General features: G+C 71.7%; 24 protein-coding genes. 15 read left to right on the forward strand and 9 right to left on the reverse strand.

Features of this window, described 5'->3' with window-relative positions:
* A partial coding sequence (gene glgA, locus VFZ39_RS15040; protein ID WP_330866590.1) for a glycogen synthase occupies positions 1 to 1,056 on the forward strand: 1,056 nt, incomplete at its 5' end.
* Positions 1,049 to 1,459, forward strand: a complete 411-nt coding sequence (locus tag VFZ39_RS15045) for a DUF2237 domain-containing protein (RefSeq protein WP_330866591.1) — start codon at positions 1,049 to 1,051, stop codon at positions 1,457 to 1,459. The genes glgA and VFZ39_RS15045, both read left to right, overlap by 8 nt.
* Here VFZ39_RS15045 and VFZ39_RS15050 read toward each other — a convergent pair.
* Genes VFZ39_RS15050 through VFZ39_RS15070 form a run of 5 tightly spaced genes read right to left on the reverse strand, consistent with a single transcriptional unit; the run spans position 1,443 to position 4,190 of the window.
* Positions 1,443 to 1,790 carry a hypothetical protein gene (locus VFZ39_RS15050; protein WP_330866592.1) on the reverse strand — a complete coding sequence of 116 codons (348 nt, stop codon included), beginning with the start codon at positions 1,788 to 1,790 and terminating at the stop codon, positions 1,443 to 1,445. The genes VFZ39_RS15045 and VFZ39_RS15050 overlap by 17 nt on opposite strands.
* A gap of 54 nt (positions 1,791 to 1,844) precedes the next feature.
* Positions 1,845 to 3,089 (reverse strand): RNA polymerase sigma factor, encoded by a 1,245-nt coding sequence (locus VFZ39_RS15055; protein ID WP_330866593.1) that lies wholly within the window; start codon positions 3,087 to 3,089, stop codon positions 1,845 to 1,847.
* A complete protein-coding gene (locus tag VFZ39_RS15060) occupies positions 3,086 to 3,448 on the reverse strand; it encodes a YciI family protein (protein ID WP_330866594.1) in 363 nt (120 codons plus the stop codon). The genes VFZ39_RS15055 and VFZ39_RS15060 overlap by 4 nt, the downstream gene beginning before the upstream one ends.
* A complete protein-coding gene (locus VFZ39_RS15065; protein WP_330866595.1) occupies positions 3,445 to 3,816 on the reverse strand; it encodes a YciI family protein in 372 nt (123 codons plus the stop codon). Before VFZ39_RS15065 ends, VFZ39_RS15060 begins: the two co-directional genes overlap by 4 nt.
* 23 nt (positions 3,817 to 3,839) lie before the next feature.
* The gene (locus VFZ39_RS15070; RefSeq protein WP_330866596.1) at positions 3,840 to 4,190 is read right to left on the reverse strand and encodes a YciI family protein; all 351 of its coding nucleotides are present in this window, start codon (positions 4,188 to 4,190) and stop codon (positions 3,840 to 3,842) included.
* Between the two features lie 125 nt (positions 4,191 to 4,315).
* Between VFZ39_RS15070 and VFZ39_RS15075 the strand changes: the two genes are divergently transcribed.
* Positions 4,316 to 5,023: a TIGR02206 family membrane protein gene (locus tag VFZ39_RS15075; RefSeq protein WP_330866597.1), complete on the forward strand. Its 708-nt coding sequence runs from the start codon at positions 4,316 to 4,318 to the stop codon at positions 5,021 to 5,023.
* A gap of 29 nt (positions 5,024 to 5,052) precedes the next feature.
* Here VFZ39_RS15075 and VFZ39_RS15080 read toward each other — a convergent pair whose 3' ends face one another.
* Positions 5,053 to 6,474, reverse strand: coding sequence for a sulfatase (locus VFZ39_RS15080; protein ID WP_330866598.1), 1,422 nt, complete (start codon positions 6,472 to 6,474; stop codon positions 5,053 to 5,055).
* A gap of 95 nt (positions 6,475 to 6,569) precedes the next feature.
* Between VFZ39_RS15080 and VFZ39_RS15085 the strand changes: the two genes are divergently transcribed.
* The 3 genes from VFZ39_RS15085 (at position 6,570) to VFZ39_RS15095 (ending at position 10,397) form a co-directional block, all read left to right on the forward strand.
* On the forward strand, positions 6,570 to 7,538 hold the full coding sequence (locus VFZ39_RS15085) for a (p)ppGpp synthetase (RefSeq protein WP_330866599.1): 969 nt from the start codon (positions 6,570 to 6,572) through the stop codon (positions 7,536 to 7,538).
* Positions 7,539 to 7,618: 80 nt separating this feature from the next.
* Positions 7,619 to 8,740: an NAD(P)/FAD-dependent oxidoreductase gene (locus VFZ39_RS15090; protein ID WP_330866600.1), complete on the forward strand. Its 1,122-nt coding sequence runs from the start codon at positions 7,619 to 7,621 to the stop codon at positions 8,738 to 8,740.
* 31 nt (positions 8,741 to 8,771) lie between these two features.
* A complete protein-coding gene (locus VFZ39_RS15095; RefSeq protein WP_330866601.1) occupies positions 8,772 to 10,397 on the forward strand; it encodes a LuxR C-terminal-related transcriptional regulator in 1,626 nt (541 codons plus the stop codon).
* Here the strand turns inward: VFZ39_RS15095 and VFZ39_RS15100 are convergent.
* The 3 genes from VFZ39_RS15100 to VFZ39_RS15110 all read right to left on the reverse strand — a co-directional run bounded on the left by VFZ39_RS15100 (position 10,394) and on the right by VFZ39_RS15110 (position 12,948).
* Entirely contained in the window at positions 10,394 to 11,362 is a 969-nt protein-coding gene (locus VFZ39_RS15100; protein ID WP_330866602.1) for a helix-turn-helix transcriptional regulator, read from the reverse strand. The two genes, VFZ39_RS15095 and VFZ39_RS15100, sit on opposite strands and share 4 nt — an antisense overlap.
* A 10-nt stretch (positions 11,363 to 11,372) precedes the next feature.
* Positions 11,373 to 12,095, reverse strand: coding sequence for a hypothetical protein (locus VFZ39_RS15105; protein ID WP_330866603.1), 723 nt, complete (start codon positions 12,093 to 12,095; stop codon positions 11,373 to 11,375).
* 73 nt (positions 12,096 to 12,168) lie between these two features.
* Entirely contained in the window at positions 12,169 to 12,948 is a 780-nt protein-coding gene (locus VFZ39_RS15110; protein WP_330866604.1) for a serine hydrolase, read from the reverse strand.
* 109 nt (positions 12,949 to 13,057) lie between these two features.
* Here VFZ39_RS15110 and VFZ39_RS15115 point away from each other — a divergent pair, with 109 nt between their 5' ends.
* From VFZ39_RS15115 to VFZ39_RS15155, 9 genes are all read left to right on the forward strand, one after another.
* Positions 13,058 to 13,198: a hypothetical protein gene (locus tag VFZ39_RS15115; protein WP_330866605.1), complete on the forward strand. Its 141-nt coding sequence runs from the start codon at positions 13,058 to 13,060 to the stop codon at positions 13,196 to 13,198.
* A 5-nt stretch (positions 13,199 to 13,203) separates the two neighbouring features.
* Positions 13,204 to 13,839, forward strand: a complete 636-nt coding sequence (locus tag VFZ39_RS15120; RefSeq protein WP_330866606.1) for a GNAT family N-acetyltransferase — start codon at positions 13,204 to 13,206, stop codon at positions 13,837 to 13,839.
* A gap of 69 nt (positions 13,840 to 13,908) precedes the next feature.
* Positions 13,909 to 16,761, forward strand: coding sequence for an ATP-binding protein (locus VFZ39_RS15125; protein WP_330866607.1), 2,853 nt, complete (start codon positions 13,909 to 13,911; stop codon positions 16,759 to 16,761).
* Between the two features lie 225 nt (positions 16,762 to 16,986).
* A complete protein-coding gene (locus VFZ39_RS15130; RefSeq protein ID WP_330866608.1) occupies positions 16,987 to 18,009 on the forward strand; it encodes a fibronectin type III domain-containing protein in 1,023 nt (340 codons plus the stop codon).
* Positions 18,010 to 18,091: 82 nt separating this feature from the next.
* Entirely contained in the window at positions 18,092 to 18,514 is a 423-nt protein-coding gene (locus VFZ39_RS15135; RefSeq protein ID WP_330866610.1) for a hypothetical protein, read from the forward strand.
* An 8-nt stretch (positions 18,515 to 18,522) separates the two neighbouring features.
* Entirely contained in the window at positions 18,523 to 18,840 is a 318-nt protein-coding gene (locus VFZ39_RS15140; RefSeq protein ID WP_330866611.1) for a WXG100 family type VII secretion target, read from the forward strand.
* Positions 18,837 to 19,136 carry a WXG100 family type VII secretion target gene (locus VFZ39_RS15145; protein WP_330866612.1) on the forward strand — a complete coding sequence of 100 codons (300 nt, stop codon included), beginning with the start codon at positions 18,837 to 18,839 and terminating at the stop codon, positions 19,134 to 19,136. Before VFZ39_RS15140 ends, VFZ39_RS15145 begins: the two co-directional genes overlap by 4 nt.
* Positions 19,133 to 20,509 (forward strand): RNase A-like domain-containing protein, encoded by a 1,377-nt coding sequence (locus tag VFZ39_RS15150; protein WP_330866613.1) that lies wholly within the window; start codon positions 19,133 to 19,135, stop codon positions 20,507 to 20,509. The genes VFZ39_RS15145 and VFZ39_RS15150 overlap by 4 nt, the downstream gene beginning before the upstream one ends.
* An 11-nt stretch (positions 20,510 to 20,520) precedes the next feature.
* Positions 20,521 to 20,814, forward strand: coding sequence for a contact-dependent growth inhibition system immunity protein (locus tag VFZ39_RS15155; protein WP_330866614.1), 294 nt, complete (start codon positions 20,521 to 20,523; stop codon positions 20,812 to 20,814).
* Positions 20,815 to 20,936 lie beyond the last annotated feature (122 nt).

The raw sequence follows: 20,936 nt of genomic DNA on the forward strand, positions 1-20,936 counted from the left end.
GCTGACCTCAGGCACGCCAACGCCGCCCTCCGCACGATCGGGGTCGACCTGGTCATCGCCGACGCGTGCGGCGGGGCTGACCTGGTCCACTCTCACACGTGGTACGCGAATCTCGCCGGCCACCTGGCCGGACTCCTCCACGACGTGCCGCACGTGGTGAGCGCGCACTCCCTGGAGCCGCTGCGACCGTGGAAGGCCGAGCAGCTCGGCGGTGGGTACGCCGTGTCGTCCTGGGTCGAACGCACGGCGTACGAGGCAGCGGGAGCCGTGATCGCGGTCTCCGCAGCGATGCGTGACGACGTGCTCCGGTGCTACCCCGCACTCGACCCCAGCAGGGTCCACGTGGTGCACAACGGCATCGACACCGCCGACTGGGCGCCGATCGACGACCCGGGGAGACTCCGCGAGCTCGGCGTCGATCCAGCGAGACCCTCCGTCGTCTTCGTCGGCCGGATCACCCGCCAGAAGGGACTGCCGCTCTTCCTGCGGGCGTGCGCCGCGCTCCCCCCCGAGGTCCAGATCGTGCTGTGCGCCGGGGCGCCGGACACGCCCGCGATCGAGGCCGAGGTCGAGGCGCTCGCGGCCTCGCTCGCGGCCGAGCGGACCGGCGTCGTCTGGCTGCGCGAGATGCTCCCGCGTCGCGACGTCGTCATCCTGCTCACCGCGGCGACCGTCTTCGCGTGCCCCTCGATCTACGAGCCGCTCGGCATCGTCAACCTCGAGGCGATGGCGTGCGAGACCGCCGTCGTGGCCACGGCGACCGGGGGCATCCCCGAGGTGGTCGTCGACGGTGAGACCGGCGTGCTGGTCCCGATCGAGCAGGCGCCCCCGGGACAGGGGGACGGCACCGGCGCTCCGCTCGACCCCGAGGGCTACGTCGCCGCTTTCGCCGAGGCGCTCACGACCGTCGTGTCCGATCCGGCGCGGGCCACCGCGATGGGTCATGCGGGCCGACAACGCGCGATCGAGTCGTTCTCCTGGGGCGCCATCGCCGACCGCACGGTCGGCGTCTACCGCGAGGTGCTCGGCTCCGACGAGGTGCCCGGCCGTGGTTGATAGGCCCGACGCCGCCACCCAGCGCAACGTGCTCGGCGACCCGCTCGAGCCCTGCAGCAACGACCCGGTGACCGGCTTCTACCGCGACGGAAGCTGCACGTGCGGCCCGCTCGACCCCGGGCTCCACGCCGTCTGTGCCGTGATGACCAGCGAGTTCCTCGAGCACCAGCGCTCGGTCGGCAACGACCTCACGACGCCGCTACCGGAGTGGCAGTTCCCGGGGCTCCACCCCGGCGACCGCTGGTGTGTGGTCGCCGGGCGGTGGCGGCAGTCCTACGACGCAGGCGTAGCCGCGCCCGTCGTGCTCGCCTCGACGAACTACCGTGCGCTCGAGGTGATCCCGATCGAGGTGCTGACCGAGTACTCGGTCGACGTCCCGCCCGACGTCAGTGGCCTGGACTGAGCGCCAGCTCGGCCGCTCGGACGACCCGGTGGTCGTCGGCGAGCCCACCAGCCGTCAGGTCGTTCCAGCTGTCGTCGACCTCGAGGAAGTAGTGCACGGCGGCTTGGAGCACGCAGCACTGCTCACCCTGGAGCTCCTCCTTGCGGTCCAGCAGCGCGTGCAGCCGATCGGCCAGCAACATCGCCTCGTCGGCCATCGCCGTGGCTGCCAGGTGCTCGTCCAGCTGGCGGCGGACCTTGACCAGGTCGTGCGGCTGCACCTCGGTGTAGTAGGGCGACACCGCTGGCCACAGCTCGCGCAGGTGTCCCACGAAGTCGTCCCTCGCGCCCATCGGTCCCTCCCCGGTTCCGGCAGGCTCCCACGGTCCTCGTCACAGTAGTCGCGGTCAAGCGAGCCGGTCGCGGCGCTCGACCAGATGGGCGCGTTCCGCGTCGTTGCGGCAGGTCGAGATCGCGGCGTCGTAGGCCGTGCGTGCCTCGGCCACGCGCCCGGCCCGCGAGAGCAGCTCGGCGCGAACCGCGTCGACGCGGTGGCTGCCAATGATCTCGATTCCCTCCAACGCGTCGAGGCCGGCCGCCGGGCCGTCCGCCTGGGCCACCGCCACGGCCCGTGCCAGCCGGGCGCTCGGGCTGGGCGTCAGCTGCACGAGGACGTCGTAGTGATCCACGATCCGGTCCCACCGGGTGTCGTCGGGAGCGGCCGCGGTCGCATGCTCGGCGGCGATCCGGGCCTGGACGACGTACGCCGCCGCCACCGGGCTGATCGGGCCGGCCAGCACCGGTTCCGACAGCAGCAGCAGCGCCTCGTCGATCTCGTCCCGGCGCCACCGGCCACGGTCCTGGTCGTCGAGCAGCACCAGCCGACCGCCGTCACCGACCCGCGCATCCCGTCGCGAGTGCTGGAGGAGCATCAGTGCGAGGAGCGCGACCAGCGCCGGCTCCCCGGGACGAAGCCCGAGCACGACCCGCACCAGCCGGATCGCCTCGCCCGCCAGCTCCACCCGCAGCAGGTCCGGCCCGCTGCCCGGGGCATAACCTGCGGTGAAGGCGAGGTACGCCGTCTGTGCGACCGTCTCCAGCCGCGCCGGCAGGTCGTCGGCGGCCGGGACCGCGAACGGGATGCCAGCGGTCACGACCTTCTTCTTCGCCCGTGTGATCCGAGCGGCCATGGTCGGTTCGGTCACGAGGAACAGCCGGGCGATGTCGTGGGTGCTGACACCGAGGACCAGCCGCAGCGCGAGGGCGCACGCCGACTCCGCAGAGAGCGCGGGGTGGGTGCACATCAGCACCAGCCGCAGCAGGTCGTCCTCCACGAGGTCGCCCGGATCGGCCATCGTCCGGCTCCCCTCCTCCTGCCGTTCGACGTCGGTCACCAGCAACGGAACCTTGCGCTGGGCCATGGACTCCGCCCGCAGCCGGTCGATCACCCGCCGCCGGGCCGTGGTCATCAACCACGCGGCGGGCTTGAGGGGCACTCCGTCCTCGGGCCACCGGCGGGCCGCCGCCTCCACCGCGTCGGCCAGTGCGTCCTCCACGAGGTCGAGCCTGCGGAACTGTGCGAGGAGCAGGGACGTGAGCCGTCCCCACTCCTCGCGCACGACCTCCTCGAGCGCGAGCCCGGCATCGGTCACGGAGACTCGTACCCCTCGATGGTCACGGTCGGCCTGATCTCGACGGCGTAGGAGCGCGGCAGCAGCGACGCCGCTTCGATCGCCGTGTCGAGGTCGGGCAGCTCCACGTCGTAGTAGCCACCGACGAACTCGACCGTCTCGACGTAGGGGCCGTCGGACACCGTGGCCACGCCGTCGGTGTGCCGGACCGTGGTCGCGATGTCAGCGTCGGCGAGCGCTGCCGACCCGAGCTGTCGGCCGCGCGCGTTCACGAACGTCTCGAACGCATGGTGCGCGTCGAAGAACTGTTGCCGGACCGCTTCGTCCCCCGCGTCCCAACCGCCCGGCTCGTAGGCGAGGAACAGGATGTAACGCTTCACCCGTCGTCCCGCGGACGGTCCTCCGGCACCACGACCGGCCGGACCTCGATCCCGTCGCCGAGCGCCGCGATGATCTGGCAGCAGTCGAGCAGGTCGTCGAGGTCGTCGGTCTCGACCTGGTAGAACCCGCCCACCTGCTCGGCCGTCTCGGTGAACGGGCCGTCGGTCACCGACCCGCCGCCGGCCGGGATCGATCGCGCCGTCGCGTTCCCCTGCAGCTCGGCGCCGCCGGTGACCTTGTGCCCGCGCTTCTCGAGCTCGGCGCCGAACCGCTCGTACTCGGCGTACCCGTCCTTGCGCTCCTGGAAGCTCATCGTCGTCCACCAACGCTCGGCGTCCCCGATGATCAGCACCACGTACTCGGTCATGTCCTTCTCCTCCACTGATCGTTCTACTCGGCCAGGCGTCGGAACTCGATGAGCTCACCGCGAGACGCGAACCGCTCGCAGGCGGCGCGCACGTGCTCCTCGTCGTCGGACTCGACGAGGTAGAACCCCACGATCTGCTCGGCGGACTCGGTGAACGGCCCGTCCGTCACCAGCGCGCCCCCCTGACCGTCCGGTCGCATCGAGGTCGCCTGCGCGGACGGCTCGAGCGGACCCGCGCTCACCACGGTGTGCCCACCGGATGCGAGATCCTCGTGGAACTGGCGGTGCGAGGCCATGCCCTTCTCGTGCTCGGACTCCGGCAGCAGCGCCCACTCCGCTTCGGGTGCCGGCAGCAGGATGAGGTAGCGGCTCATGGATGGTTTCTCCTCCTGGTGTGGTGAGGGCGCGGTCGCGACCTCACCACTGTGACGGGTGGCGGCGACCGGTTTCGACTGCGAGGGCGAGATTCTTCCCAGATCGCGAGGGAGATGATGAACGCGTGCTCGTCCCGCTCGCCACGGAGTTCACGGCGTTCGGCTCCACCCACCTGGTCGCCCTCGCTGTGATGGTCGCCGCAGTCCCGCTGCTCGTCGTCGTGGGGCGTCGGGGACGCACGACAGACCCCACCGACCGGCTGGGCAAGGTGTTCGGGGTGGCGCTCCTGCTGGTCACGATCCCGCTCCAGATCCTCTACTTCACGCCCGCGTACTGGAACCTCGACACCACCCTGCCGATCCAGCTCTGCGACCTGGGATCGCTCGTCTCGGCGTATGCCCTGTTGACCCACCGGTGGTGGGCGGCCGGCCTGATCTACTACTGGGGCTTGACGCTGACGGTGCAGGCGATCCTGACGCCCAACCTGCGTTCATCGCCCGAGAACCCGGTGTTCTGGCTCTACTGGGGGATGCACCTCGGCACGGTGTGGGCGGCGGTGTACCTCACCTGGGGGCGTGGTCTTCGCCCCGATTGGCGCAGCTATCGGCTGACGGTCGGGGTGACCTCCGTGTGGGCGGTCGCCGTCTTCTGCTTCAACGTCCTCGCCGGTACCAACTACGGGTTCCTCAACCGCAAGCCGTCCACCGCGTCGATCCTCGACCTGCTCGGCCCGTGGCCGTGGTACGTCGTCCTCGAGATCGCGATCATCTGCTCGGCGTGGGCGCTCATGACGTGGCCGTGGGACCGACTCACTCCAGCGCAGCCTGCCTGAGGTCACGGACACGTTGACCGATTCCGACATCAAGGGATGTCGTCGCCGAGCTCGCGGGCCAGCCGGTCCAGCTCCGCCCGCAGCCGAACCAGGTCGTCTGCGTACGCCGGGTCGTCGTGGACGCTGTGCAGCTCGGACGGGTCGCGCTCGAGGTCGAACAGCTCCCACTCCTCGGCCGTGCGCTGCTCCGAGGCGCCGGGCTGGCCGCAGCCGGACCCGTAGTAGTGGACGAGCTTGCGGTCGCGGGTCCGCACGCCGCGGTGGGCGGCGACATGGTGCGAGCCGTCGAGGTGCTCCCAGTAGCGGTAGTAGGTGCTCTCCCGCCAGCCAGCGGTCCCACCCTCGCCGGCGAGCAGCGGAACCATCGACCGTCCCTGCATCCGCTCCAGCGCCGGTACACCGGCGAGGTCGAGCACCGTCTGCGCGAAGTCGACGTTGAGCACCAGCGCGTCGGACTCCGAGCCGGGCGCCACCAATCGCGGGTATCGCACCAGCAGCGGCATCTGCAGCGACTCGGCGTACATGAACCGCTTGTCGTACCAGCCGTGCTCACCGAGGAAGAAGCCCTGGTCACTGGTGTAGAGGACGACCGTGTCGTCGGCCTCACCGGTGGCGTCGAGGTGGTCGAGCAGCCGGCCGACCCCCTCGTCGACGGCGACCACGCAACGCAGGTAGTCGGTGAGGTAGCGGTCCAGTGCCCACCGGGCGTAGTCCGCGGGGTCCGCCACCACCTCGAGCGGTGGATCGCCCTTGAGGTCCTCTCGGGTCAGGTCGCGGCCCACCCGCATCCGCGCGTCGCGGGCCGCGGTCGCCCGGTGCTCGTAGTCGTCGAAGAAGGTCGCCGGCTCGACGCCGCTGGACTCGAAGGTCAGCGCGGCGTGTCGCTCGGCGGGCTCCCACGGACGGTGCGGAGCCTTGTGCTGCACCATCAGGCACCACGGCGCGTCAGGGTGCTCGTCCGCCGTCTCCTGCAGCCACGCGAGGGAGAGGTCGGTGATGAGGTCGGTGGCGTAGCCGGGCCGGACGTGCGACCCGCCGTCCATCGTCAGGAACGTCGGGTCGTGGTAGTCGCCCTGGCCGGGGAGCACCTCCCAGTGGTCGAAGCCGCGCGGATCGTGCACTCCGCCGTGTCCGAGGTGCCACTTGCCGATCAGGGCCGTCCGGTAGCCGGCGTCCCGCAGCAGCTCGGGGAACGCCGGCTGCGCCGCGGCGTCGAACTCGGTCGACAGCGTGGTCACGCCGTTCACGTGGTTGTAGGTGCCGGTGAGGATCGTCGCTCGACTCGGCGCGCACAGCGAGTTCGTGCACCCGCACGCAGTGAACCGCATCCCGTCGCGCGCCAGCGTGTCGATCCGCGGCGTCACGGCGTGCGGACCTCCGTAGCAGCCGACCGCGTTGGCCGCGTGGTCGTCGGCGACGACCAGCAGCAGGTTCGGCCTGGGCGTTCCCACCGTCACCCCCTCGGCGCAGCCGTGAGACCTCCACCCTCACCCCGGTTTCGCCCACGTGTCCACCCCGATGAACCCTTCTACGGCAGGGTAGGGACATGAGCGACCCCCACGACGCCCCGGTCCGCGAGGCGGTGCGCGCCTACGCCGAGATCCAGCCCGGGCTGCGCGAGCCGACCCGTCGCTACGTGGACCTGGTGACGGTGCTGCTCGACGAAGCTGGCATCAACTACCTGAGCGTCGAGGGGCGCACCAAGAGCGTCGCCTCGTTCGCCGCGAAGGCGATGCGCAAGGTCGAGATCACCGACCAGATCGGGGTCCGGGTGATCACCTACGTCCACAGCGACGTCGCTGCCGTCGTCGGTGTCTTCGACGATTCCTTGCAGATCCTCGACGACCGGGACCTGGGCGAGGAGACCGCCAGCCAAGGCAGGTTCGGCTACGCGAGCCGCCACCTGCTGGTCGAGGTGACCGATCCCCCACCACCGTCGTACGACGACCTGGTCGGTCACCGCGCGAGCATCCAGGTCCGCACCGTGCTGCAGCACGCGTGGGCGGAGTTCGAGCACGACATCCGCTACAAGGGCACGGTTCCCGAGGAGCATGCCTCCGACCTCGACCGCCGGTTCACCCTCGCCGCGGGCCTGCTGGAGCTGGCCGACCAGGAGTTCGCTGCGATCCGCGAACGCCTGCAGACGACGGCGAGCGCCGACACCCCGGCGGCCGACCCGAGCGACCCGCGGATCAGTGGCCAGGAGCTGGCCGCGTTCCTCGCCGGTCAGTACACAGACGCCGGCTGGTCCCACACCGACCACTACGGCTGGATCGCCGGGCTGCTGCTCGAGCTCGGCATCACCTCGCTCGACGAGCTCGCCGACCTGCTCGCGTCCGTCGACCCGGACGCGATCATCCAGCGGATGGGCTACCGCTACCCGGCCGGCGCGGTCCGGCGGCTCGACGACGCCCTGCTGGCGATCTTCGGCCGCCAGTACGTCGAGCTCACCGGCAACGCCCACCGCGCAGCGCTGCTGCAGACCAGGCTGGAGAAGCTGACGAACGGTGGGTAGTTCGACCCATCGGCCCGACGGTGGGAGATGCGTCGGATTCCCGACGCGACGAGGGCCTGCTCGTCCCTAGCGTCGACGGCATGGAGACCACAGACACCTACATCGAGACCGTCATCATCGGCGCCGGCCAGGCAGGCCTGGCGACCGGCTACCACCTACGGCAGCAGGGACGTCCGTTCGTCATCCTCGACGCCGCTTCCCGGGTCGGCGACAACTGGCGCCGCCAGTGGGACACGCTCAAGCTCTACTCTCCCGCCAAGTACGACCGGCTGCCCGGCCTGCGCTTCCCGGCCGCGCCGTGGTCGTTCCCGGGCAAGGACCAGGTGGGCGACTACCTGGAGACCTACGCCCGGACCTTCGACCTCCCGGTCCGGCTCGACACCCGCGTCGAGTCGCTCGAGGCCGCAGCTCTCGACGGCGGCGGCGACGGGTACCGCGTGACGACCGACCGCGGGACCTGGCGATGCGCCAACGTGGTCGTGGCCACCGGCACCCTCGGCCGTACGCCGAACATCCCCTCCGTCGCCGACGAGCTCGACCCGTCGATCCTGCAGCTGCACTCCAGCGAGTACCGCCGTCCCGGCCAGCTGCGAGAGGGCTCGGTGCTCGTGGTCGGTGCGAGCCACTCCGGCTGCGACATCGCCTACGAGGTCGCAGAGTCCCGACCCACGATCCTGGCCGGGCGCGACTGCGGCCAGATCCCGAGCCGGTTGGACTCACCGAGCATGCATGTCGTCTTCCCGATCCTGGTGTTCGCGTGGCGGCACATCCTCACCCGTAGCACGCCGATCGGTCGCAAGCAGATGGATGAGATCCGGTTCCACGGCGGGCCGATGCTGCGGGTGCAGCGTGCCGACCTGGCGGAGCGGAAGGTCGAGCGGGTCACCTCGCGCGTCGAGGAGGCTCGTGACGGCAAGCCGGTCGTCGACGGCACGCCGCGCGACGTCGCCACCGTCGTCTGGGCGACCGGCTTCCGTCAGGTCTTCGACTGGATCCGGCTGCCGATCTTCGACGAGAACGGCTGGCCGCGGGAGATGCGCGGAGTCGTCGCCGACGCACCCGGCCTCTTCTTCTGCGGGCTGAGCTTCCAGTACGCGTTCGCCTCCATGGTGTTCGCCGGCGTGGGCCGCGACTCGGCGTACGTCGCCGATCGGATCGCCCAGCGGAGCAAGCAGCTGACGAGGGTCCCCGCAGCCGCCTGATCGCCGTACGCTCTCGAGTGGGAGGTCCGGAGTGGACGTGGTGGGGTTGGAGCAGGCGCGGACCGACTTCGAGCGCGGCGAGTGGACCGCGGCGTACGACGCGTGGTCGGCCGCCGGACTAAACGCCCTGTCGGTCGACGAGCTGGACGACTTCGCCACCGTCACCGAGCTGCTCGGCCGTCACGACGAGTCGGTCGCAGCGCTCCAGCGCGAGTTCGTCGTCAGCCAGGATGCTCGCGATCCGGGCCGCGGCATCCGCAGTGCCTTCCGGCTGGCGATGTCGACCGGCGCGCACGGCGAGCCGGCGCTCTCGGCGGGCTGGACCGCCCGCGCAGAGGGGCTCGCGGAGGAGCTCGACGACGGTGCGGTGGAGCACGGCTGGGTCGCCTTCCTGCAGATGTTCCGCGCGATCATGTCCGGTGACTTCCCGACGGCGATGGCCCGAGCGGAGGCGGCGGTCGCGGTCGGCCGTCGGCACCGCGACCCGGACCTGTCCGCGATGGCCCTCGTGGGCCTGGGGCGGATCACGCTCTACTCGGGCCGGGTCACCGACGGGCTCGCGCTGCTCGACGAGTCGATGGTGAGGGTGATTGCGGGCGAGTGCTCCCCGGTCTTCGCGGGTCACGTCTACTGCACCGCGATCGAGGGCTGCCAGGAGATCAGCGACTTCGCGCGGATGGCCGAGTGGACCTCGGCGCTCGAGCGCTGGTGCGCCGAGCAGCCCGGTCTGCTCGCGTTCACCGGGCAGTGCGCGGTCCATCGCGGCCAGCTGTTGCGGGTTCGTGGCGAGTGGGGTTCCGCGCTCGACGAGTTCGAGCTCGCTGCTGCGCGCTACCGGGAAGTCGGCTCGCCCGACGCGGCCGCGCTCTCGGCGTACGAGTCCGGCGAGGTGCTGCGGTTGCGCGGCGACCACGCGGGCGCCGAGGCCGCGTACGAGCGCGCGGCCGACCGCGGCTTCGAGCCGCAGCCGGGGTTGGCGCTGCTCTGGCTCGCACGAGGCGAGCAAGCCGCGGCACTGACCGCGATCGAGCGGCTGCAGGCCGAGCCGGGCGGGCCGGTGCAGCGCTGCCGGATCCTGCCGGCGGTCATCGAGGTGCTGCTGTCCGACGGCCAGGTCGACCGCGCCCGCGAGCTTGCCGACGAGCTGCACCGGATCGCCGACGACTTCGGTTGCGAAGCGCTCAAGGCCGCCGCCGCCGAGGCGTCCGGTGCGGTTGAGCTCGCCGGCGGGGACGCGGCCGGGGCGCTCCCCTACCTGCGCAAGGCGAACCAGCTGTGGGCGCGGTCCGACGCGCCGTACGACCGGGCGCGGGCCCGCGTGCTCGCCGGCCGGGCGCTGGCCGCGGTCGGCGACGTCGAGACCTCACGTCGCGAGCTGGAGGCGGCACGCGCCACGCTGCGACAGCTCGGCGCACGGCCCGCGGCCGACCAGGTCGACCGGTTGCTGGCGCCCGCGTCACTGCCCTCCGGACTCACCGCCCGCGAGGCCGAGGTGCTGCGCCTGGTCGCGTCCGGCCGCAGCAACGCGCAGATCGCAGCGGACCTGGTGCTGAGCGAGAAGACGGTGGCACGCCACCTCTCCAACATCTTCACCAAGCTGGACGTCGGTTCGCGGACGGCCGCCACCGCCTTCGCGTTCGAGCACGGCCTGGTCTAGCGGGGTGTGTGTCCGCCGCGCGCGAGCCAGGCGGCCGCCTGGGTCCGGTTCTCCAGCCCCAGCTTGGTGAGGATGTTGGACACATGGTTGCGAGCGGTCACCGGGGAGATGACAAGCCGCTCGGCGATCTGCGGGTTCGTCAGGCCCTCCGCCACCAGCGCGAGCACCTCCCGCTCACGGCGCGACAACCCCGAGAGGTCCGCCATGTCGTACGCCGACCCGGCAGGCCCGGTCGGCTCGGACGTCGAAGCGGGCGGGCTGATCAAGGTCGCGGTCAGGCCGGCTCCGAGGACCAGCGCTCCCAGCACGTCGAAGGCGTCGGCGGCACTCGGCCACAGGGTGTGGCCGGCCACCGCGAGCACCGCGAACCCGGCAACCCCACCCAGGACGCCCGCCAGCCGCGCGCGGTCCTCTGGACGGCGCAGCCGGACGAGGACGGCGAGGACCGCGATCAGGAGTGGCGCCTGCAGCACCCAGTCGCCGACCGTGTCCACCGCTCCGGCCCACGACGCGGGCAGGACACCCGCCGGGTTCGGCTCGGACGGCACGCCGTGAACCAGACTCCACACGGCGACGACCGCCACTTGGGCGGCGACAACCGTCGCGACCACCGGCCGCCACCGTGGTGACGGCAACCGGCCATCCGGCAGAAGCAGGAGCACCAGGAACATGAGCGGCACGACGACCGCGCCGGCGCGATCCACCACCCACGACGCCCACCCTCCTTGGTCGACCAGCTGGGATGCCAGTCCCATACCCGCGAACACCACACCGACCGCGAGCAGCAGCCACCCGACCGGGTTGCGCGAATCCACTGTGGCCGCCAGGGCGCCGGGCAGGCCGAGCGCGACCGCCACCAGCACCAGCTTCCACAGAGCGCCCTCAGAGCTGACCGCGACCGTGGCCAGCAGCGCCCCCAACGTCACCACCACAGCGGTCAGGATGAGCAGTGGGCGGGCACTCACCCACCCAGTATCAAGCTGCGGTGCGACCCTGTCCCGGGTTCACCCACACGGCTTGCGGCAGACGCAGCACGTGCACGCCCAGCCAGACCAGAGCGATGGCGAGCAGCAGGTGCGGCTCCAGCGGACCGGCGGCCGGCAGGAAGAAGTCCCACACCAGGAACCCGATGAGCAGCAGCAACGGCAGTCTCGGCAGCGGATGGGACAGCGACCGGCCGCGCAGCCCGGCGACCGCGAGCAGCAGCAGGCCCAGGAAGGACCCGAGCAGGTGCGGCAGCAACGCCGTGGCCATCGTGCCCACATGGTCGAGGTACTCCTCGTTCAACTCGACCGCGGCCGCCGTACCGAGCGCGTCCGGCCCGACGGTCCCGGCGGCGTACCCGAGCGCGACCACGTTGTGGAACCCCCACATGCCCCACAGCATGAGCACGACCCCCACCGCGGTCAGACGGGGCGCCGCCCAGCGGGTGATGTTGGCGAGCCCCAACAGCCCCAGCGGGAGCACCAGCAGGCTCACCAACAACGCCGTCTGCTCGACAGCGTGCACGACGGGGTGGTCCGCGCTCCACAGGATCTGAGCGCTGAAGTCCTCCAGCTCCGGCATGAACAGCTCGCCCAAATACTGGCTGAGGCCATTGGTCAGGCCTGCCGCCACCAAGCAGAGCCCGACGCCCACGCGGGCCGCGCGCGACAGTGGAGGCGAGACGATGTCAGTGGATGTCGAAGTGATTGTCATGCGCCCACCGTCGACGAACGCAGCCGTCAGCGCATGGTGCACATGCACCGTTTCCAGGAAGACGGGAGGTCACTCAGTAGGAGCGGTCCAGCTGCCCGAGTGCGTCCCCGATCGCGCGCATGGCCGCGAGGACCCTGTCCCGGAGGTCCTCGCTGTCGGGCGGCCAGTTGCAGATCGCGGCGTACGCCGTGCGCCGGCCGTCCAGCTCGACGAGGCCGACGTCGGCGCGCACTCCGTCGGAGGTGCCGGTCTTGCTCCAGAGCCGCACGCCGCGGTCGGGGTCCTGGTGCGCCAGTGGGTCCAGCCCGAACGCTGAGCCGACCATCGACAGGTCGACGCCCAGGCTGATCCAGTCGAGCACCGGACTCCCGTCGGAGAGCCCCAGCAGGACCTCGACCCAGTCGGCGGCGCACCCTTCGCTCAGTGTCGGCGGATCAGCCGGGCCGCGGGTGTCGCGCACGTAGCCGTGCAGCCGCGATCCCCGGGGGCCGCGCGGCAGCGACTCCACCCCGACCCGGGCCAGCAGCACGTTGGTCGCCCAGTTGTCGCTGACCGCCCCCACCAGCCGGGCGACGTCCTCCACCGGCAATCGGTCGGTGTCGAGGTGCTGCCACAGACCTGAGTCCGCGACCGCCGGACCGTCCGCACGGTCGAGCAGCTCACGCCGGTCGAGCTCCCCGGTCCCGATCAGGGCCGCCACGCGCATCAGCAGGAACAGCTTGCCCACACTGGCCGTCCGGAGCAGCCGCTCGGGGTCGTGCTCGGCGACGACCACACCTCCTACGCGGCGTACCTGCACGCTCCACGTCGCACCGCGATCGACCGTCGGCGCCAGCAGCCGGTCGAGGTCCATGGCGCCTCACCCTAGGACCCTTCCCGAACCTTCTTCCGCGGGGAAGGCCGCGGGAAGGCGCGCGGCGCACTCTTCAGATCGTCAACCACGACCGAAGAGGAGAAGTGCAATGAACCACTTGATGGTGGAGTACCTGGTCAAGTCCCTGAGCGAGGAGTTCGAGGCGCCCGAGCGCCGGAAGAACCGGCTGCTGGCACACGAGCTGCGGACCTCGCGCCGAGCCGCGCGCCGTCGCCGCTCGTCCCAGTGATGACCATGAAGGCACCCGACAGGGCGACCGAGGCCACGAGCCCGATCGCCCTGTCGGCGCGCCCGACTCGTGAGCACGTCATCGCCCGGCTGGCCGGAGGTGGCGCGGTTGCACTCCGTCCGCTGCGCCGAGGTGAGACCGGGCCGCTGCAGGCGATCTTCGACGCGATGTCGCCGTCCGCTCGGGCCCAGCGCTACCTCACCGGCATGCCGCGACTGCCGGCGCCCTGGCTCGAGACCTTGGCCGACGTGGACGGTGAGCGCCACGTCGCGTGGCTGGCGTCCGTCGGCACCCGGCCCGTGGGTGTGGCGCGGTACGTCGTCGTCGCGCCGGGCGTCGTCGAGATCGCGATGGAGGTGGCCGACGCCTACCAGGGCCTGGGGATCGGCACCGTCCTGGTCGATGCGCTCACGACCGCCGCTACCGCTCGCGGCATCCGTCGGATCCGCGCGACGCTGCTGCCCGAGAACGAGCCGTCTCGTCGGTTGGTCACCCGCCTCGGCGTCCGGCTGACCGTGGCGGAGGGCCTGCTCGAGGGCGAGGGCGCGCTGCGGCTCCTCGATCCACCTCGCGTCGACCGGCACGCCGTGGTCGCCCTCGCCGCCCGACAGTCGGGAAGCGACCACAAATCTCTTGGCTGATCCGGCCGATGATGGTCGGATTGGCACCGGCCGGTGCGGCATCGCCCTCACCGGTGGCCGGGGAGGGGTATGCGCGTCCAGGTTCGGCTGCTCGGACGTTTCGAGGTCGTCGTCGACGGCCGGCCCGTCCCTGCCCGCAGCTGGCGACGCCAGGCCGCGAGCCGGCTCGTGAAGCTGCTCGCCCTCCAGCCGTCGTACCGCCTCCATCGGGAGCAGGTCATCGACGCTCTGTGGCCCGACGTGCCGCTCGACACCGGCGCGACGCGGTTGCACACCGCGGCCCACTACGCCCGCGCCGCCCTCGGCGATCCGGAGGGCATCGTCGTCTCCCAAGGCGTGGTCGCGCTCTACCCGGATGAGCAGGTGGAGGTCGACGTCGCGGGGTTCGAACGCGCCGTGGCCGCGGCCCGAGAGGCCGGGGACCCACAGTCCGCAGCGGCCGCCGCTGCGCTGTATCCCGGTCCGCTGCTCCCCGAGGACCTCTACGAACCGTGGTCGGAGGAGGCTCGCGACCTGCTCCGGCTGCGCTACCGGGAGATGCTGCGCGCGGCCGGCCTCTTCGAGGCGCTCGTGGCCGACGACCCGCTGGACGAGGACGCGCAGATCGACCTGGCGCGGGACCTGCTCCGCCAGGGACGACGGCGCGACGCCCGGCAGGCGCTCGACCGGATGGCGGAGGTGCTCGAGCGGGAGCTCGGTGTCGAGCCACCCGAGGCCGCGCAACGCCTGCGCGAGGAGCTCGAGGCCGCCCTGCCGGCCTCGTCGTACGACGCGTCTGACGCCGCGCCGCCGCCGACCCTGCCCTCAGGCTCGGCACTGCCTGCCCCCCGCAACCGGCTGATCGGCCGGGAGCGCGACCTCGACCAGGTGGCCGCGCTGCTGCGGGTGCACCGGGTCGTCACGATCACCGGCCCCGGCGGCGCCGGCAAGTCCACGCTCGCCGTGGCGCACGCCCGCGCGGTGCAGGCCGCGGCCGACGACCTCAAGGGCGGGTCCGAGGTCGACGTCGTGCTCGCAGAGCTCGCGCCGGTCCATGCCGCGAGCGACGTCACCCGGGCCGTGGCCGAGGTGGTCGGGGTGCAGGGGGCGGGCGCCCTCGAGATGTCCGCCCTGGCTGCGACTCTGGGCCCGCGCGCCGTGCTGCTGGTCCTCGACAACTGCGAGCACCTGCTCGACGAGAGCGCCCGCCTGGTCGACGCGATCCTCGACGCGGGTGACCGAGCGCGGATCCTGGTCACCAGCCGGGAGCCGCTCCGCGTCGACGGCGAGGCCGTGCACACGCTCGGGTCCCTCGGCTCCGGTGCCGCCGAGCTCTTCGTCGAGCGAGCCTCAGCGGCCGCCGGCGCCGAAGTGGTGGCGGTGGACGATCCGCGGGTCGAGCTCCTGTGTCGCCGGCTCGACGGGCTCCCGCTCGCCATCGAGCTGGCCGCTGCGCAGCTGCGACACCTCAGCCTGGACGAGCTGGTGAGCCGGCTGGACGACCGGCTGACCCTGCTCGCCGGTGGCCGCCCGCGCGCTGGCGCCCGGCACTCGGCGCTCTCGGCGACCATCGACTGGAGCTACCGACTGCTCTCCGACGAGGCTCGCGAGGTGTTCGACCGGCTGGGAGCCTTCCCGGCGTCGTTCGACCTCGATGCAGTGGTCGCCGTCACCGGCGACGGCGACCGCGCCTCGGTGACCAACATCGTGGGTGACCTGGTCGCCAAGAGCCTGGTCGTGCACGAGCGGTCGACCGGTCGCTACCGGCTGCTCGAGACGATCCGGATGTTCGCCGTACAACGACTGGCGGAGGCCGGCCTCGAGGACGAGGTCGCCGAGCTCCTGCGGCGCCACGTCGTCGCGCGGGCCAGGTCGAAGCCGCGGCCGCGGGTCTGGCTGTCGATGTCGATGGCCGCCCAGAGCCGCGACGACCTGGACAACGTACGGCTCGCCTTCGAGGCGTCGCTCGCCTCCGAGGCGGACCTGCCGGGTGCCGTCGACATCGCGCTCGCCATCAGCACCCTGTGGCGCAACGCGTCCCGCAGCTCGCTGCGCCCGGTGTCGTACGCCGAAGGTCGCCAGTGGGTGGACGACCTCCTCGCACGCGACTTGGCGCCCGCGGACCGGGTGTGGGCACTGCTGATGTCGGCGGACGTCGCGCTCGGCTCCGGCGACCCGGTCACCATGCGCGCCAACACCGCCGAGGCGGTGCGGCTCGTGTCGCAGGTCGAGGACGACGGCGCTGCACTCGTCGTGGCCATCTACGACGCGATGACTCACCTGCTCGAGCCCGCGCAGGCGACCCGCCGGCTGGAAGCGGCTGCGCAGCGCGCCGAGGAGAGCGGCGAGCCCGGGCTGGCGCGGCTCGCTCGCGGCTACCGGCTGGTCACGGCCCGGATCGGAGGCCCTTCCCCCGAGCTCACCGCCGACGCGCGTGCGGTCGTCGAAAGCGTGCAGGAGCGGGACTACGACAGCTACATCATCCACTGGGCGGCGAGCCTGCTCGCGCTCGTCGACCTCGATGCTCCTCGGCTCCGCGAGCTGATGGCGTCCCAGATCCGCGACCTCGCGGAGACCGGCATCCGGGAGAACTGGCTGACCATGTACTGGGAGGCCCTCGCCCTCGCCATCTCGGGTGAGGAGTACGTCGACCAGCTGCGCCGCTCCCGCGCCCGCGCGGAGTCGGAGGGGAGGAACGCGGACGCCGACTGCGTCCTCGCGCTCGCCTGCGCTGCCGCCAGCCGCGGCGAGTGGGAGGAGGCTGCGGAGCTGATCGGTGCCGTCGCCGACACGATGCTCCACGACACGGCCGGCTACATCCACCTGATCCTGGTCCGCGACCAGATGGTGCGGCCCCAGCTCGACCCGCAGGTCTTCAAGGCAGCTCGCACCCGCGGCGCGGAACGCGACGCCGCAACGATCCTGGCCGAGCACGGCGTCTGAACCTCGCGATTTCGCCCACGCCGGGCTCTCGGAGCCGACACGATGTGGCTCATGCCCCTGACTCGTCCCCTCCCTCGCCTCGCGCGACTCGCCGGTCTGACCGGCCTCGCCGCCACCGCCCTCGTCGCCGTACCCGTGCCCTCGGCCGTTGCCGAAGCCACGGACTGGTGCAGCTCGGGCGCTTCTACTCCCTGCATCGTGTCGGTCACGCATGACGGTTCGCCGGTGCTGAAGACAGACCCGACCTGGCAGGTGGATCTCCGCTATCCGACGCCGGGCGACGACGTCCAGTGGGAGTTGCGCGAGTCCGGCCTCTACGAGCTCACCTCCGCCGCCGACGGCAGGTGGGTGGTCACGCTCGACATGGGCACGACCGTGCCCCGCGTCAACTACGGCACCGGACGGAACGGGCAGGTGACACGGATCAACGACGGCGACGGCACCTACCAGGTGGCGGTCAGTGCCGAGCCGGTGCTGGTCACCAGCGGCTGCATCATGAGTGACCCGTGGTTCTGCCCGACGATCGCTTCCAGCCAGGCCGTTCGGCTCGGCAGCCAAGTGAGCGACTGGGACCAGTGGACCGACCCGGTCCAGCGGGCCGCCTTCTACGGCGTCGACTTCTGGACCAACGTCGAGACCACGAGCTTCCCGCCCGGTGTCACCTACGACGACGCCACCGGCATCGCGGCGATGCGGCTCGACCTCGCCGCCCCTCACTTCGAGCTTGACGGCACCACCGTCCACCACGGCCACTTCGAAGCCGTCCTCCCCAACGCCTTCCTGCGCGAGAACTTCTTCATCCCCGACCCCAGCACGTTGACACCGGCCGGCCTGACCGTTGCCGGCGGTGGCCCGATCTCGACCACCAGCGTCCGCAAGGACTCCTCCTCGGCTCCGATGGAGATCGAGGTGACCGACATGACCTTCTCGATCCGCAAGCTCCGCGTTCGGACGGGCACCGTCGTGCCCACCCGACCCACCAACGTCCGCGCTGCACGCGTGGCCACGAAGGCGGCTCGCATCGGCTACGGGTTGGCAAAGCCCCGTGGCGCCAAGGTCACCGGCTACCAGGTCCGCTGCGTGTCTCCTGGTGGCTCGGTCGTCAAGGCACGTCGCACCGGCAACGACTCGCCACTCAGAGTGACGGGTCTGAAGCGCGGCGTCCGCTACGACTGCCGCGCCCGGGCAACGTCCAAGGTCGGTCCAGGTCCCTGGTCGGCGAAGGTGGTCGTGCCGCGCCGGCCGTGATCGCGCCACCGCGCGGTTAGGGGCTGCGGGGCCTGTGGATGACCGCCGACACGATCGGCGGAATCGGGGCAGGGTCAGGGACATGACATTTCGACCGACCATCCGCACCCAGCAGGACCTCGAGGAAGCCTGGCGCACCCTGATGGGGCCGCTCGGCTTCGCCGGACACAGCATCTGGCTGATGCTGATCCGCTCCGACGACCGCCCGTTCCCGCACCTGACCCAGATCGAGGACGCCGAGCATCTGCCGACGCCGGTCGAGCTCGCAGGCGCGGCCGAGATGCTCGAGGAGCTGCACGCCGAGTTCGCTCCCGGCGGCCGCGCGGCCTTCCTGCGCAGCCGCCCCGGAAGCGGTGGTCTCACGCCCGATGACCGCGCGTGGGCCGAAGCGCTCTACGAGGTGGCGAGAATCGCCGGCGTTCCCACCGAGGTGGTGCACCGCGCCTGCGACGTCGACCTGGTGCCGGTCCCCATGGACGATGCGCTGCCCGACAGCGTCGCCTGAGCCAGCCCGTGGACAGCACACTTCGTCTCGGGTACGACGCATTCGCTGTCGCCCGTTCACAGGTCCGCGACGCCGTCGCGGCGCTCCAGGAGACCACGTCGCAGAGTCGCCGTCAGGTCGAACGCCTGATGGACGGCGGATGGTCGGGTGCAGCAGCCGACTCGTTCGACAACGCGTGGCAGGACTGGCTCACCGGCGCCGCGCGCGTCCGGGGCGCGCTGGAAGACATCGAGGCGGCACTGATCTCCACCGAGCGCGACCTGACCGCCCGCGACGACGATGCCGAGCAGCAGCTGGCAGGGCTCCGTGAGGCGGTCGGGCCGTGAGCACGCGCTTCGCGGTCGACCTCGACCTGCTCGACGAGGTGGTCCACCGCCTGGGTCAGCACCACACGAAGCTCGACGAGCTCGACGCGCGGCTCGCTGCCACGGTACGACGCCTCCACGGCGACTGGCTCGGTGCCGCCGCCGACGCCCACGCCGATGCACAGGCACGGTGGGACGCCGGGTTCGCCACAATGCGTGCCGCTCTCGCGCACATGCGCTCGGCCGCGGAGATGGCTCAGGGCAACTACCGTGACGCGGCGGAGGCCAACGTCAGGCTCTGGCAGGAGCTGACGTGATCGTCGCGGTGGCGGTGGACGGGTACGTCGAGGCGGCCGACGCGTTCCGTTCCGGCAACCATGCCGCGGCCGACGTGCACGATCGCCTCACGACGGGACTGTCCGTCACGGGCGCGATGGCCGGTGACGACGGGTCGGCGGCCGACTTCGCCGAGGCCTACGACGGGACCGCGACCGAGGCCATGGCCGCCATCGCGGACGTCGTCACGGCGTTCACCACGATGCATCGCCTCACCAGCGACTCCGTCTCCAACCACCGCAGGGCGGAGGAACGCTCGATCCTCCCGGGCGGCGTGGCCCCGACCGACTGCCGGGCCGCACCGACCGACGCTGACCGGGTCGTGCTGCCGGCTGCACCACCGAGCTCGCTCGGCGGCGATCCGCCGGTCCTGACGCCACAGGAGGCGTGGGTCCTCGACCAGATCGAGGGATTCGTGTGGCCCGACGCCGACGTCGACCGGCTCCGTCAAGCCGCCCACACCTGGCGCACGGCCGCGACCGGCCTCGACGAGGCAGCGTCGTACTGCGGCCTCGCCGCCGAGGCCCTCGACACCCAGCGCTCCCCCGAGATCCCGCTCGCTCGTTCGGCAGCGACCGACCTCCGCGCCACGATCCGAGCCCTCGCCTCCTCCTGCGACCGCCTCGCCGCGGACTGCGACGCCTACGCCGATGCGGTCGAGGCGCGACGAGCCGAGATCCGTGCGCTGCTGCACGAGATCCTGCGCTTCGTCGTCGAGGGCGTGGTGATCGGTGCCGCCCTCAGCGCCATCACGGCGGGCGCCGGTGCCGCGGTCGCGGCAGGCTCGATCGCCGCCCGCGTCGCCGCGCAGTCCCCACGCTTCGCCGCCGTCCTCGCCGCCCTGCGTGCGGCGACCGCGGGCATCGCGGGTTCGATCAGCACCACCCGTTCCGCGGTCCAGCTGCACCGAACCCGCCTCGAGCGCTACCTCCGGGTTCCCGTCCGCAACGAACGGGGCACCCTGGCGCTCGGCCGACCCGGCCGGCAGCCGGGCTGGCTCAGCAAGCACGAGCACTCAGGCAGCCACACGCTGCGCGAGCACGTCGGCAAGAGCGTGGACGAGCTGCAGGAACGTCGCCTCCGGGAAGGGCTGCCGGTCGCGTCGAGCTTCCGAGATCAGGCCGAAGCTGAACGCCTGCTCGGACTGGCCATCGGGGCTCGCTCCAGCGTGATCGAGAAGTGGCTCGCGTCGCAGAGGGCCCGCTTGACGTTCGAAGCCAGAACCGAGACCGCTGCGGGGCTGAGCGTCACGGCGGACGGCCCAGTGACGGCGTCGCGGATGCGGGTCGTACTTGCACGCGACCCATCGATGCCGGAAGGCTTCCGGGTCTACACCGCATATCCGCATCCATGATGGAGACACCGATGGAGACCCCTGCGCTCGACCAGCTGTTGGGCGCGTACTTCCACCAGGACTGGCGTCTGGATGGCACGGAGAGCGAGATCGTCGCCACGTTCGTCGCGGACGAGCCCGACCTCGCAGCCGTGCTCCCGCAGGAGGTCGACGCTCTCTTGAGCACCGTCGCCGACGATGCCGAGCTCGGCCGACTGCTGTTCGACAAGGGCTCCTACCACGTCCCCGGCCCCGAGCAGGGCGGCCACCGCGCCTGGCTGGCGGAGGTGGGCCGCCGCGCTCGGGTACACGTCCGAGGCGAGTGACCCGCACCCGAGAGTGCGGGCCGCTCGCTCACCCCGGATCGAGCTTCGACCACAGGCTCCAGCCGCAGGCTGAGGCACCGACGAACGCGATCATCGCCGTCGTGCCGGCGGTGGCGGTCGAC

It is taken from the genome of Nocardioides sp., assembly GCF_036374615.1.
GTDB lineage: Bacteria > Actinomycetota > Actinomycetes > Propionibacteriales > Nocardioidaceae > Nocardioides.

What these genes read in the sequence shown, in the direction of transcription:
- VFZ39_RS15105 (WP_330866603.1), bottom strand. Translation starts at nt 12,095, where the DNA reads ATGACAATCACTTCGACATCCACTGACATCGTCTCGCCTCCACTGTCG.
- VFZ39_RS15135 (WP_330866610.1), top strand. Translation starts at nt 18,092, where the DNA reads ATGACATTTCGACCGACCATCCGCACCCAGCAGGACCTCGAGGAAGCC.
- VFZ39_RS15070 (WP_330866596.1), bottom strand. Translation starts at nt 4,190, where the DNA reads ATGAGCCGCTACCTCATCCTGCTGCCGGCACCCGAAGCGGAGTGGGCG.
- VFZ39_RS15090 (WP_330866600.1), top strand. Translation starts at nt 7,619, where the DNA reads ATGGAGACCACAGACACCTACATCGAGACCGTCATCATCGGCGCCGGC.
- VFZ39_RS15115 (WP_330866605.1), top strand. Translation starts at nt 13,058, where the DNA reads ATGAACCACTTGATGGTGGAGTACCTGGTCAAGTCCCTGAGCGAGGAG.
- VFZ39_RS15120 (WP_330866606.1), top strand. Translation starts at nt 13,204, where the DNA reads ATGAAGGCACCCGACAGGGCGACCGAGGCCACGAGCCCGATCGCCCTG.
- VFZ39_RS15050 (WP_330866592.1), bottom strand. Translation starts at nt 1,790, where the DNA reads ATGGGCGCGAGGGACGACTTCGTGGGACACCTGCGCGAGCTGTGGCCA.
- VFZ39_RS15125 (WP_330866607.1), top strand. Translation starts at nt 13,909, where the DNA reads ATGCGCGTCCAGGTTCGGCTGCTCGGACGTTTCGAGGTCGTCGTCGAC.
- VFZ39_RS15110 (WP_330866604.1), bottom strand. Translation starts at nt 12,948, where the DNA reads ATGGACCTCGACCGGCTGCTGGCGCCGACGGTCGATCGCGGTGCGACG.
- VFZ39_RS15065 (WP_330866595.1), bottom strand. Translation starts at nt 3,816, where the DNA reads ATGACCGAGTACGTGGTGCTGATCATCGGGGACGCCGAGCGTTGGTGG.
- VFZ39_RS15085 (WP_330866599.1), top strand. Translation starts at nt 6,570, where the DNA reads ATGAGCGACCCCCACGACGCCCCGGTCCGCGAGGCGGTGCGCGCCTAC.
- VFZ39_RS15155 (WP_330866614.1), top strand. Translation starts at nt 20,521, where the DNA reads ATGGAGACCCCTGCGCTCGACCAGCTGTTGGGCGCGTACTTCCACCAG.